A 12,378-nucleotide genomic window follows, 5' to 3' on the forward strand; every position below is an offset into this window, starting at 1 on the left:
CCCCAATTTGATTAAAAAATACGAAAAGGGGTGTTCATCAGGGTGATGAATCCCCCAACTTGATTAGGAAACTGAAGAAGCAACCCTACGAAAATTTGAAACTTTTAAAATATTATACCGTAATAAAAGTAGTGTGAACGACGGAGGGGATAATTTGAAAATTGTTTTATGGGCTATTGCGGGAATAGTGATTGTACTTGGTTTGATAGCAGGCATTGCTTTTTTAATATACCAAAGAGAAATAAAAAAGATGAATGCTAATTATTTAATAGAGTTTATTAAGGAAAAGGCGAAGAATGAGAATGTCGCATTATCGATTAATTACAATAATGAAAAATGGGTAGGAGTGAATGAAACGATACCGCTCCCCTTAGCAAGCACGGTTAAAATCATTATAGCAATTGAGTTTGCTCAGCAGGCGGCAGATGGGCGAATTGATCCGAAGAAGGAGGTTAGTTTACAAGAACTAGACTTATTTTATGTTCCGAAAACAGATGGTGGTGCTCATGAGGCATGGCTTGCCCAATTAAAGAAGGACAATATCATGAATCACGTACCTTTAAGCAAAGTTGCTAAGGGAATGATTGCTTTCAGTTCGAATGCCAATACTGATTATTTGATTCAGGTTCTTGGCTTAGAAAATATTAATCGAGTGGTTGAAAGCATAGGCATATCAAATCATGAGCCCGTTTATCCAATGGTTGGTGCTCTTTTTATTCCTTCAAGGTTAATGGCAGAAAAGAATTTAACAAAAAAGGAATCATTGCAAGAGCTTAAACAAATGGACATGAACAACTATCGAAGTCTCGCGATTACTATTCACAATAACCACCTCAGCCAGCCGCTAACTTCTCAAGAGAAACAATCATTAATTAAAGCGATGAATATGGAATGTCAAAAAATCTGGTCGGACCGTTTAACACGATCGACTACTAAAGACTATGTGTCCATAATGAAGAAACTAAACAGGAAAGAGTTTTTTAATAAAAACGTTCATGAACATCTTGATCCAATCATGGAACAAATAATGAAAAACCCTAAGAATGGGGGATGGCTCCAGCATGCAGGGCAAAAAGGGGGATCTACTGCATTTGTACTGACAATGGCGATGTATGCGACAGATAGGGAAGGGAATCAAACCGAATTTGCCTTTTTTGCCAATGATTTAACGTTAATAGAGCAAACGAAACTTTCTCGAGTGCTAAATGAGTTTCAGCTGAAGTTTTTGAGGGATACAGAATTTCAAAAACTTGTGAAATCAGAATTAGCAAATGTATAAAGGATAATGATATTAATGCCAATCCGCCAATGTGATATTCTCCTTGGCCATTGTCTCGAATGCGCTGTTCACATTGCTCTCCCATGGGCGAGGTACTCGTGTGTTCATTAAATAAATATAAGCTTTGGAGAATGATTGAAGTGATGTATCTATTTGTGTATTCGTGAAGCAACCAATTTTACCTAATTCAACAACAACTGCATGAATATGCTGATTATAATTTTTATAGAATGGTACGAGCTGAACCGCATGAGATACTTGCCTACCCATTTTTACAGTTAATAGTCATGCCTGGATATTTTTCAAGGATGCATACTGAAATGTCTAACAATACAGTGTCCCCAATGGCCAATATTTTCGATTAGGTGGCGGACCGATAGCCAAGTGATTGAAGGGATTTAGTAAATAGACTTAAAAATAAAAGCTATCACACTGTTTTAGTAAGGGGAATGAATATTCCAAAGCTCAATACAAACGAGAAAAGACCACTAGGAATACCGGAACAACGAAGACAAGTTTGTTCAAAAAGACATTAGCTAGATACTAAATACCATCTAAGAAAATGAATTTCTAGACTGTTCCTTTGGATTTTGCCCAATCCGATAGTTGTCATGATCCTTTGAAAATACTGAACTTCTATATGAAAAGAGGTCAGTAAATTAAGTAGTAGATGTCGATATTCAAGGAATCTTTGACAGCGTTGACCATAATTGGATGATAAGAGTTCTTATAACGACAAATGGCTGACTTTAACATACTAAGAATAATTGGTAGGTTCCTTAATGGTGGATAACCTTAGTTTGAAATGATAACTTTATAGATCAAACTTCTCCTGCAGCAAAAAAATACTAGATTTCTCCAAATAAAAGCCTAAAATGAATAATGGGAGGTTTTATTCATGCAAGAAATTAGCAATCTCGCATTATTCATTATTCTTTTATTTGTCTTTGTCCCAATTATTATTTCAATGAATCAAAAATTAGGAATGGGCAAGGATATTCTCTATTCATCCATTAGAGGATTTATTCAATTATTGTTATTGGGTTTTTTTATTTCTTTTTTATTTTCCTTAGAAAATATTGTCGTCGTTTTTGGCTATATTTTTCTAATGATGATTATTGCCTCATTAAATGCATCAAAAAGGGGAATGGATCGGAAAAAATCTTTTTTTATTTTGCTCGCTGGAATATCACTATCTGTCCTTCTCTGTATTTGCATTTGGCTCGTTTTTGAAATTATCCCACTTGAGGCACAATATTTAATTCCAGTAGGCGGGATGTTTATTGGTAATGCGATGATTGCTGGTGCGGTTGTTTTGGAAGCTATGAAAAACAATCCCGAAATGGAAGAAGAATTTTTAAAAAAGAAGGCAATTAAAATCGCTATGATTCCAACAGTGGATATGTTAAAAACAGTTGGTCTTATTCAAATACCTGGAACAATGACGGGGATGATTCTTGCTGGGGCAGATCCTTTTGGTTCAGTAAAATATCAGATTTTTATCATATTTACCTTATTAGTCGTATCATCATTGGCAGCGATAATTGTCTGTTTATTAAATTATAAATATATTATCAAAGACGTTGCCTTCGAAAAGGATACAAGTATTACGCAATAAGAGGGTGAACGGTGTGAAGCAAATGAATATTTTACAAAAGGTTATCGATTACATAGAGGAACACATAAAAGAAGAATTAGATCCGAGGGAATTAGCAAACCTAGCTGGTTATTCGCCTTTTCATTTTTATCGGCTTTTTCATCTGCATACTGGCTATCCGATCATGGAATATGTTTTAAGAAGAAAATTGCAGTATGCCTTATTTGAGCTTGTAAATGGAAAGAAAATTATTGATATTGCTTTGGATTACGGTTTTCACACGCATGCTGGTTTTACAAAAGCATTTAAACGGTGTTTTGGCTGTCCTCCAAGTCTATACAAGCTTCATTGTCCAGCCTCTCCTCCGATCCGGCCGAATTTAGTACAGTTGCAGCATAAGGAAGTAGGTGGGATGATCCTGCAGCCGAAAATGATTTCAAGAGAAGCATTTTGGGTAGCTGGAAAAATGTTTGAGGTTCACATGGAAAATATCTCATACACGAGAGATGCGCCTGCTTTTTGGGAAGATGGCGGCTTTAATGATGGTTCTGTTGAGACGACTCTATATAAAACTCTTAATCCAAAGAAGCATGGGGAATATTGCATTAATTTTAATAATGATGAAATTGGAAATTGTTTTACATTTCTATTTGCAGTAGAATATGATCAAAATCAGGATCTTCCACCTCAAATGGTTAAGCGGGAGATTCCTGCCGCTACATATGCGGTGTTTAAAACACCATTAGTGGAAGTAAGTCAGTTTCCTTCTTCTATTAAAGGTACTTGGCGTTATATTATTGAAGACTGGCTTCCACATTCAGGTTATGAAGTAGATGAAAGCAGCTATGATTTTGAATATTATGATGAAAATTGCCATCATTGGGAGCATGAAAAAATTTATATGGAAATTCATCTACCCGTTAAAAAAAAGAGAAGGGTGAAGATTTCACCCTCTAGAAACTTTTAATGCTTTTCTTAATAAATACAATACAGGAGATATTAGCATAGCACTGATAAAGATTGCAGTCTTTATCGACAATATCGAAGCAATTCCGCCAATGATCGGTCCGCAGCTAATTTGTCCAATCGAATCTACCTGACCTTTCATCGAGAAAAAAGTTGCCCGGACGGAAGATTCCGGAATGATCGTATTAAGCCATATTTCTTCCAGCGGCTGCATGATCTGTCTTGCCATTTGAATGATCATATAAAAAGTAAGCAAACTAATGATTGACGTTGAGTATGAAAAGCTAATTAATGAACAAATAATTAACAAACTCCCAATGAAAAGGGAAATATAGATTAAACGCAAATGTTTGTGAATAGAACTGCGATTGATCAAATGCAAAATCAAGAAAGAGCCGATGACCACCAAAAAATGAATGCCTCCCGTAATTATTACAAGGTTTTTTTCAGAGAAATAAGACAGGGAAGAGGATTCGATGAAATGGGTAAGCCATAGACGATCAAACCCTTCACTATAAATTCCAAAAAACAAGGCAATCAGAAAAAGTAATCGCAGCAAACGATTGCCCTTAAAACTAAAAGCTATTTTTTTAATATTTATTTTCATCGAATCACGTGCGGGTGATGGACCTTCCACCCTCATTGGAATGAAATTTTCTTCTTTCATATTGATCATTAAATATACAGTAAGACCGATCATACATAGTCCACCAATGATAATAGGCAGATTTAAAGTGAAGATTGCTGTTAATATACTTAAAGGAATGGCAATGATTTGACCAAGGTTTCCTGCTTTTGCACCATTAATAAACGCACCAGCTGCACGCTCTTCACCAATTTCATCACTGATCCAGGCTTGTAATGACCCGCTCGTAAATGTGTAGCCGATCCCCCAAAAAATTTGTGAAAGAATGACTGCGATAAAAACTGGAATCAACCCTTCAACTAAAAACCCTACACCAATTAAAAAGTATCCAATAATAATAGAAAGTTTTCTGCTTTTCAAATCAGAAATGACCCCTGTAGGAATTTCAAATATAAAAACCGATAGTTCCAGTACGGTTCCAACTAATACGAGCTCAAGAGGATGGAGTTTCACCACTTGAACATGGTATAACAAATTAACTGTAAAAATAAGTGTGAAGAATAGCTGAGATAAGAAGCAAGTATGAATATATACGTTGTATGGATTCTTATTTAATATGTTTTGCATTATTTATTCCTCCTTACTTACATTTTAAAGAGGGCTTATTGCTATTTCTTTTCCATATTTGCGAAATTAAACGAAAAGCCTGTCTCCATTGTGAGTGATAGAGACAGGCTTTCGTTTAATGATTTCTTGCTGCAAAGATTTTGTTTCTTCCTTCTTGCTTTGCTCGATATAAGGCTTGATCGGTAAGATCCAGGAGTTCAGAAAAATTATCAGCTGATTCCGGTAAATGACCAACTCCAATTGATACAGTGACTGGCTTTCCAGTAGGGCTGTTTGTTGTTTCTAATGTTTTCCTTAAGCGCTCAGCAATTTCTAAAGCTTTTACTAGGTCTGTTTCTGGAAGTATAATCAAAAACTCTTCACCGCCCCAGCGAAAGCATAAATCGCTTTCTATCATCGTTCCTCCTGTAATCATTTTAGAAATATACTTAAGTACCTCATCTCCTTTAAGATGACCATACTGATCATTAATTAATTTAAAGCGATCAATATCGAAGAGAATAACGGAGTAAGAATCTTTATTGAGTGCTAATTTTTCTAATGCACGGCGATTGTATAGACCTGTAAGATGATCACGCTTTGATTCACTTTCAGCAGAATGTAGCTTTTTCTGGTAAAAATCAATGGCAATTAATAGCGTTCGTTTTAATTCTCTTATCTCAAAGTACCATTCTGGTATTTTTTCCGTTGGTACAGGCTTGTTTTTTGTAACTTGCTGAGCATATATAGCTAGATCCCTAATTGGATCAACAATTTTTTTTAACAAGAAGATTGTAAGTACAAATACAAAAAACATAAATGGGATTGTATAGAGGCTAATTTGTTTTCCTAGTTCATACGTTGGTTCATTTACAGCCTCCTGTGAGGTTTGAGAAACAATTCCCCAGCCATTTGCATTAACTGTGGCGTAGCCAGCTAGCATTTTCTTACCTGAAGAATTGATGATTACTTGGCTTCCGCTGTTTCCTTTCATTAATTCTTTAACGGCTTTATTATCCTTTACATTATCATTAATTCGATTTACATTAGGATGAAAAATGATATTGCCTTTTGAATCAACGACATACACATATGATTCGCTTTCGTGCTTAGGATGCTGGCCAAGAATTGCTTTTATGCTATTTTCTTCATTGAGATTGATCGTACCAGCAATAAAACCAATATAGGTACCTTCATCATTAAAAATAGGGACAGATATTAAAATAACCAATTTCCCATTGATCCCAATATAGGGGTCGGAAATCGTGTGCCTTTTTCTTTCTAAAGCCTGACGGGCTCCAGTTGAATTGACTTTTGTTCCTTCAACATCTATTTCCGGCACTGTTGCAACAACAATCCCGTTGCGATCTACAAACCATGTGCTGTTAAAATATGTTGTAGAATGCAGCAAGTCATATAGTTCTTTATGAATATATTTTAAATCTAAGGTTTTATAATCTTCGTCTCTTGCTTCCACACTTAAATTTAAAAACATATCACGAAAATGCATGTTAGTCGTATCAGCCAGCTTTTTTGCATAAAATTCGTTCTCTATTAAATAATTTTTCTCTAATGTATTTTTACTAACGATTTGGCTGGAGATTAAACTTCCAACATACGTGCCGATCATGGCGAAGCTTAATAAGAGCAAAATTAATAATTTTATACTTAATTTTATAGGTTTCATATTTTTTCCTCAAAAAAAAGTACTATTCAAAGTAAGAATAGCCTTAAAATGAGTATACTATTTATTTGGAATTGATCACAATAAAAATTTCACGTATTAAAGCATAGAAATGTTGGAATATAGCAGTTTTTACAAATTATGACGATGTTTAACAAGTATAAGAAAATAGTGAATTTTCTTAGAAATTATTATTCTATTATCATAATCAGGTAATAATCCACTTAGGGCTCGGCTGCAGCAATTGAAACTATTTATTGGCTTGTTATTAGAAGGAAAAGATAGACAAATGTCGAAATTCTAAAGTAAGTACGAATATATTCTAGTAATTAAGGAAGTGTTCTAAATGATAACCTATCCTTTTTTAGAAAAGGAAGCATTAATCGGTGTTACAGCTCCATCTTCTGGGGTTGAACCAGAACTGCATGAGCTGATTAAACAATCATGCAGACGGATGAAGTTAAAAGGTTTTGAAGTTACTTGTGGAGATACAATTTGGACTCAAGACAAAGCCAAATCAGGACCAGCAAAGAAACGTGCCGATGAATTTAATAAAATGATGACTGACGAAAATATAGGTTTGATCTTTCCTCCTTGGGGCGGGGAGCTGCTAATTGAAATACTTGAAGAAATTGATTTTAGCAAAATTCAAAACAAGTGGGTATTAGGATACTCGGATACGAGTGTGTTATTGCTGGCAATCACTTTAACAACAGGTGTGGCAACGGCACATGGAACAAATTTAATTGATTTAAGAGGGGAATATTCGGACGAAACAACAGCAATGTGGGAGAAGGTGCTAGCGACAAAGCCAGGGGAACATGTACTTCAGTATTCATCTAGCAAATATCAAGAAAAGTGGCTGCATGATCAACCAACTTCATGTGTATTTCATTTAACAGAAACAACAAGATGGAAAACGATTTCAAATAAAAAGGTTGAGATGGAAGGACGACTAGTAGGCGGCTGTATAGATGTCATCCGACATTTAATAGGTACGCCGTTTGGTGATGTAGAAAGCTTTAGAAAGAATTACATTAATCATGCTCCTCTTCTTTGGTATTTTGAGAATTGTCATTTGAGCACAACTGATTTAAGAAGGACTTTAGTACAAATGAAATTAGCTGGCTGGTTTGACAATTGTGCTGGGATCATGTTTGGCAGAAGTGCGGCAAATATGCCTGTTGAAAATTATACGATTGAGGATGTTTATCAAGACATCAGCGAAGAACTCCATATTCCAATAGCTTATGATATCGATTGTGGTCATGTACCACCACAAATGACTTTTATCAATGGTTCGTATGCTGAGGTAATTGTGGAGGAAGGGAAGGGGACAGTACGCCAATACTTTAAATAAATATGACTCTTTTTTCAACAGGTGTTGAAGTTAATATTCATGTAGAGTAACGTTGAAAATACATTTGAGTTAGATAAGTTGAAAGGGACTTAAAATGCAATTTAATATTAGAGGAATGACTGAACAATTTGCGGTGGAAATTCTCAATTGGAAGTATGAAGCCCCATATGATTTTTATAATAATGACCTATCTGCTGAAAATATTAGAGAATTACTTGATCAAAAGTATTATTCAGTGGTAGATGAATATGGTCAATTAATTGGTTTCTTTTGCATTGGCAGCGCTGCCCAAGTTCCAATCGGCCATGTATATGGCGTATATTTGGATGATCATATCGATATAGGTCTTGGCATGAAGCCTGATTTGACAGGGAAAGGTTATGGATATTCATTCTTTGCTTATATTCTTCAATACATTAAGGAAACCTATACGAATAAAATTGTTCGTTTAACTGTAGCGAAGTTTAATATACGTGCCATTCGTCTATATGAAAAACTTGGATTTAGAAGAAAAACTGAATTTATTAATCATTCAACTGTTTTCATAACAATGCTGAAAGAATAAGAATGTATCTTCAGAAAGGAATGGCCTCCATCCGTACAAAAGTGAATGATCTATATGTCTATATTTATAAAGAGCCAAATGTCTTAGATGTTTATATAAAGGAATAATTCGATGAATCCAATAAATTTCATAGCAATAGGATTACCATCCGTTATCGTAGTATTAGTAGTAATTGGGTTTTATAAGGTATTTGTAAAGAAGAAAAGTGTGACACCTTTCTACACGCCCTTTGATAAAATTACAGGTCAAACGGAAGTAGAATTTCATGAGGAGCAAGGTATACTTGCAGAAGATGAGTGCGAAGGTGACGATAAAGAGCGGTAAAATGTGTAGGAAACTGGTATCCCAAGTATGGGATATCTTTTTTTGTGAAAAATCACCTATAGTAAATGGATTACTGATATTTCTTGCTTATTTAGGGAATATTATTCCTTGATGTAATAATCTTGCTCCAAAGATTCATTATACCTTCTTTATAAAAAGCGGTTGATGACAGGTAGGGGCTAAGAAGTATGAAGGATTTCTATAGATGGAGTGAATAATTATGATTTTTTTTAAAAGATCCTATGGAAGAAAAATAAATTACATAAGGTGTATAAACAATGAGAAATAGAAAATTGCTCATGCTGTTAATAATGATTCTCCCATGGCTATCGACTCCCTTAATCGGAAAAAAATCGTTTAAAAGATACTTTCCTGCAGGCTTATTTATCTCATTCATGGTCACATTTGAAAGTTACATTGCGGCAAAACGAAAATGGTGGTGGTTTCATGTGAAAATCCACCCGAAAATTCATGGTACATTTCCTTTAATCTGGGGGCCATTTATCATTGGCTCGATTTGGATCTTAAAACTAACATATCAAAATTTTTATCGTTATATCATTATTAATCTCATTGTTGATACCTTTTTTACATATGCCTTTGTAAATTTCCTTCAGAAGATGGGAATTGGTACGCTTGTTCGTTTAAAGAAAATACAATTGTCTCTACTTTTCTTTATAAAATCGCTCCTATTGTATGGTTTTCAATCTCTTAACGATACTTTTGAAAAGGGGTAGAATAGAGGAACGAGTTCATGAAGAGAAATCACCACACCTTGATGGATGTGGTGATTTTTTAATAGGTTATTCAACTAAATTATCTTTAGTCACAATCCAAAAGGCAGCCGCGGTAGAAAGAAATACGACGATAAATGGTGCAAAAAAAATCAGAAAATGACTCATGAAATCCCTCCTTTTAAGGATGATTGCTTTGTCTTCCCTGTACATATTCCTTATTAAACAAAAATAATTTGAGAAGTAGGACCAATGATGGGATTAATAAAGCAAGTCCTGCAATGAAAGCAATGATTAAAGCTGTTGCCATGGCTTCATTGGTAAAACTGTCGTAAATCGTTAAATGTGAATAGAGTAAATAGGGGTAATGAGAAATGCCGTAAGCAAAAAAAGCGAGTGCAAATTGTCCTGTTAAAAGACCAAATGCCAGCCCATATCTTTGTCGTCTCCATAATAAATAAACAGTTCCGACAAACAATACGAACGAAATCGCAAACAGCCACCATAAATGAAATAAGCGAGTATAATGTTCATAATTATGCACACGCATTTCTACGATGATCCCAGTAGCGGTAAGGATACAAGGCCCTGCCCAAATAAGAGCATATCTCCGCATTAGTTCGGTCGCGTGGATGTCCTTCGCATGATTAGCATACCACGTCAAAAATACTGCTGAAATATATAACACGGCTGTCAAACTTAATACAACAATGCTCCAACTTAATGGACTCCTAAAAAGTTTTAAATAATCGAGTGCTGGACCAGATTGCTCCATAAAGACAAATCCGCCTTCCGAAATAGTTATTACAATGGATAAAGAAGCCGGTATAAATAGCCCTGATACACCATATAAAAAGACAAAAATTTTATGTTTAAGACCGCCGTAAGTTGTAAATGCGTAGTAGGAGCCGCGAATAGCCAGCAAAATGATCGCTATACTAACTGGAACGAGCAATGTTGTCCCATAATAATACGCGGATTTTGGAAAAAACCCGATAATCCCAACAAAGAAAAATACGAGGAAAACGTTCGTAACCTCCCAAACAGGGGATAAGTACCGCTGAATAATTTTTGTGAGTATATGCTGTTTTCCACTAAATAAACTGTAGGCATTAAAAAAACCAGCACCAAAATCAATGGAAGCAACAATAATATACCCAAAAAGGAATAGCCAAAGGACTGAAATTCCAATTACTTCAAGAGTCAATACAGTTCACCTTCTTCTTCTGCCTCGCGATCTGATAGCTCCTGTTCAATTGTGTTCTTCCGGAACATTCTTGAGAGGACAATGACACTGCCTATTCCTAAAATAATATATAAACCTGCGAATAAAATAAGCATTATATCAACTTGATCACTTGATGTTGCAGCATCCGTTGTTTTCATAATACCTCTTAAAACCCATGGCTGACGGCCGACTTCATCAAGCCACCAGCCTGCTTCAATGGCCAAAATGGAAAGTGGGCCACCTATGACAATCAACAACTGATACCATTTAGAACCAATAAACCTCCATTTCCTCCATAATCCGACAATATATACGAAAGATAATAATAACAGCAGCATGCCGATCGTAACCATTGCATCGAATAAATAGTGAATATAGAGTGGAGGTGTTTCATTCTTTTGAAAATCATTAAGTCCAACGACTATAGAATTAGGATTTCCATGTGCCAATATGCTGAGGGCAAATGGTATTTTGATCGCATATTTCACTTTATTATCATCAAGGATTCCATACAGAATAAGAGGAGCTTTTCCCTCCGATTCAAAATGCCATTCAGCTGCAGCTAATTTCTCAGGCTGGTATTCAGCTAAATATTTGCCAGAAAAATCGCCAATGATAACCGTTGCAATCGTAAATAGTAACCCAACCTTCATTGTGAAAAATAATGCCTTTTTATGATATACATGATTAGAATCTTTCATTAAACGAAACGCAGCAATAGATGCAAGTACAAATGCAGATGTCATATATGCAGATGATACAACATGTGCGACTTTGGTAGGCATTGCAGGGTTAAACATCGCAAGCAAAGGGTTAATATTGACTAAATGGCCATTTATTATATCGAAGCCTTGAGGTGCATTCATAAATGCATTCACAATCGTGATAAAAACGGCAGAGAAAGATGCTCCAAGGGCAACTGGTATGAGAAGCAGCAAATGTTTTTTCTGATTTTCAAAGCGGTCCCAAGTGTATAGATAAATGCCTAGAAAAATTGCCTCAAAGAAAAATGCAAATGTCTCCATAAATAAAGGCAGGGCAATCACATTCCCAGCCAGTTCCATGAAGTTTGGCCATAGAAGGGAAAGCTGTAAGCCAATTGCTGTTCCTGTAACAACTCCAACAGCTACTGTAATTACATAGCCACGGGTCCATCTCCTTGCTAATAGAATATAATGTTCATCCTGCTTCTTTATCCCAACCCATTGAGCCATCATAATCATGAGGGGCATGCCCACACCAATCGTGGCATAAATAATATGGAAGGATAAAGTCATTTCAGTTAAAACTCGACTGAAAAATATAGCTTCTTCATTACCCATTTCAAAAAACTCCTTTTCTTATCCTGCAAACACACGCCCAATAAATGATAAGCCCATAATCATCGCGACAATAAATACGAGCCAAGTCAATTTTCTTTCGTGATTTTTATACATGAACTTACACTCC

13 protein-coding genes are annotated in these 12,378 nt (G+C 35.4%); 7 read left to right on the forward strand and 6 right to left on the reverse strand.

The annotated features are described in order from the left end of the window. Nucleotides 1-154 precede the first annotated feature (154 nt). Complete coding sequence (locus RUH74_RS05280) at nt 155-1,279, forward strand: serine hydrolase (RefSeq protein ID WP_313799220.1); 1,125 nt, start codon at nt 155-157, stop codon at nt 1,277-1,279. A 12-nt stretch (nt 1,280-1,291) separates the two neighbouring features. Here the strand turns inward: RUH74_RS05280 and RUH74_RS05285 are convergent, their stop codons facing one another. Next, a complete protein-coding gene (locus RUH74_RS05285) occupies nt 1,292-1,549 on the reverse strand; it encodes an SGNH/GDSL hydrolase family protein (protein ID WP_313799221.1) in 258 nt (85 codons plus the stop codon). 628 nt (nt 1,550-2,177) lie between these two features. Here RUH74_RS05285 and RUH74_RS05290 point away from each other — a divergent pair. Together RUH74_RS05290 and RUH74_RS05295 are read left to right on the forward strand one after the other, a co-directional pair. Further along, nucleotides 2,178-2,897, forward strand: a complete 720-nt coding sequence (locus RUH74_RS05290) for an ABC transporter permease (RefSeq protein WP_313799222.1) — start codon at nt 2,178-2,180, stop codon at nt 2,895-2,897. Nucleotides 2,898-2,919: 22 nt separating this feature from the next. Beyond that, a complete protein-coding gene (locus tag RUH74_RS05295) occupies nt 2,920-3,843 on the forward strand; it encodes an AraC family transcriptional regulator (protein WP_313799379.1) in 924 nt (307 codons plus the stop codon). Here RUH74_RS05295 and RUH74_RS05300 read toward each other — a convergent pair. Together RUH74_RS05300 and RUH74_RS05305 are read right to left on the reverse strand one after the other, a co-directional pair. After that, nucleotides 3,823-5,055, reverse strand: a complete 1,233-nt coding sequence (locus RUH74_RS05300; RefSeq protein WP_313799223.1) for an MFS transporter — start codon at nt 5,053-5,055, stop codon at nt 3,823-3,825. The two genes, RUH74_RS05295 and RUH74_RS05300, sit on opposite strands and share 21 nt — an antisense overlap. A gap of 115 nt (nt 5,056-5,170) precedes the next feature. After that, a complete protein-coding gene (locus RUH74_RS05305; protein WP_313799224.1) occupies nt 5,171-6,721 on the reverse strand; it encodes a sensor domain-containing diguanylate cyclase in 1,551 nt (516 codons plus the stop codon). A gap of 343 nt (nt 6,722-7,064) precedes the next feature. Between RUH74_RS05305 and RUH74_RS05310 the strand changes: the two genes are divergently transcribed. The 4 genes from RUH74_RS05310 to RUH74_RS05325 all read left to right on the forward strand — a co-directional run bounded on the left by RUH74_RS05310 (nt 7,065) and on the right by RUH74_RS05325 (nt 9,704). Then, entirely contained in the window at nt 7,065-8,078 is a 1,014-nt protein-coding gene (locus RUH74_RS05310; RefSeq protein WP_313799225.1) for a S66 family peptidase, read from the forward strand. Between the two features lie 94 nt (nt 8,079-8,172). Then, entirely contained in the window at nt 8,173-8,643 is a 471-nt protein-coding gene (locus tag RUH74_RS05315; RefSeq protein ID WP_313799226.1) for a GNAT family N-acetyltransferase, read from the forward strand. 111 nt (nt 8,644-8,754) lie between these two features. Next, nucleotides 8,755-8,967, forward strand: coding sequence for a DUF3951 domain-containing protein (locus RUH74_RS05320; RefSeq protein ID WP_313799227.1), 213 nt, complete (start codon nt 8,755-8,757; stop codon nt 8,965-8,967). Nucleotides 8,968-9,245: 278 nt separating this feature from the next. Next, nucleotides 9,246-9,704, forward strand: coding sequence for a hypothetical protein (locus tag RUH74_RS05325; RefSeq protein WP_313799228.1), 459 nt, complete (start codon nt 9,246-9,248; stop codon nt 9,702-9,704). A gap of 66 nt (nt 9,705-9,770) precedes the next feature. Here RUH74_RS05325 and cydS read toward each other — a convergent pair whose 3' ends face one another. From cydS to RUH74_RS05335, 3 genes are read right to left on the reverse strand one after another with little or no spacing between them, the layout of a single operon-like run. Next, the gene (gene cydS, locus RUH74_RS24145) at nt 9,771-9,869 is read right to left on the reverse strand and encodes a cytochrome bd oxidase small subunit CydS family protein (protein ID WP_396229887.1); all 99 of its coding nucleotides are present in this window, start codon (nt 9,867-9,869) and stop codon (nt 9,771-9,773) included. Between the two features lie 13 nt (nt 9,870-9,882). After that, nucleotides 9,883-10,908: a cytochrome d ubiquinol oxidase subunit II gene (locus tag RUH74_RS05330; protein ID WP_313799229.1), complete on the reverse strand. Its 1,026-nt coding sequence runs from the start codon at nt 10,906-10,908 to the stop codon at nt 9,883-9,885. After that, nucleotides 10,905-12,251 (reverse strand): cytochrome ubiquinol oxidase subunit I, encoded by a 1,347-nt coding sequence (locus RUH74_RS05335; RefSeq protein WP_313799230.1) that lies wholly within the window; start codon nt 12,249-12,251, stop codon nt 10,905-10,907. Before RUH74_RS05335 ends, RUH74_RS05330 begins: the two co-directional genes overlap by 4 nt. Nucleotides 12,252-12,378 lie beyond the last annotated feature (127 nt).

The organism is Cytobacillus sp. (assembly GCF_032154635.1).
GTDB lineage: Bacteria > Bacillota > Bacilli > Bacillales > Cytobacillaceae > Cytobacillus.

Coding starts and splice junctions, on each gene's coding strand:
- RUH74_RS05285 (WP_313799221.1), bottom strand. CDS start 1,549: ATGGGTAGGCAAGTATCTCATGCGGTTCAGCTCGTACCATTCTATAAA.
- RUH74_RS05290 (WP_313799222.1), top strand. CDS start 2,178: ATGCAAGAAATTAGCAATCTCGCATTATTCATTATTCTTTTATTTGTC.
- RUH74_RS05295 (WP_313799379.1), top strand. CDS start 2,920: ATGAATATTTTACAAAAGGTTATCGATTACATAGAGGAACACATAAAA.
- RUH74_RS05300 (WP_313799223.1), bottom strand. CDS start 5,055: ATGCAAAACATATTAAATAAGAATCCATACAACGTATATATTCATACT.
- RUH74_RS05305 (WP_313799224.1), bottom strand. CDS start 6,721: ATGAAACCTATAAAATTAAGTATAAAATTATTAATTTTGCTCTTATTA.
- RUH74_RS05310 (WP_313799225.1), top strand. CDS start 7,065: ATGATAACCTATCCTTTTTTAGAAAAGGAAGCATTAATCGGTGTTACA.
- RUH74_RS05315 (WP_313799226.1), top strand. CDS start 8,173: ATGCAATTTAATATTAGAGGAATGACTGAACAATTTGCGGTGGAAATT.
- RUH74_RS05320 (WP_313799227.1), top strand. CDS start 8,755: ATGAATCCAATAAATTTCATAGCAATAGGATTACCATCCGTTATCGTA.
- RUH74_RS05325 (WP_313799228.1), top strand. CDS start 9,246: ATGAGAAATAGAAAATTGCTCATGCTGTTAATAATGATTCTCCCATGG.
- cydS (WP_396229887.1), bottom strand. CDS start 9,869: ATGAGTCATTTTCTGATTTTTTTTGCACCATTTATCGTCGTATTTCTT.
- RUH74_RS05335 (WP_313799230.1), bottom strand. CDS start 12,251: ATGGGTAATGAAGAAGCTATATTTTTCAGTCGAGTTTTAACTGAAATG.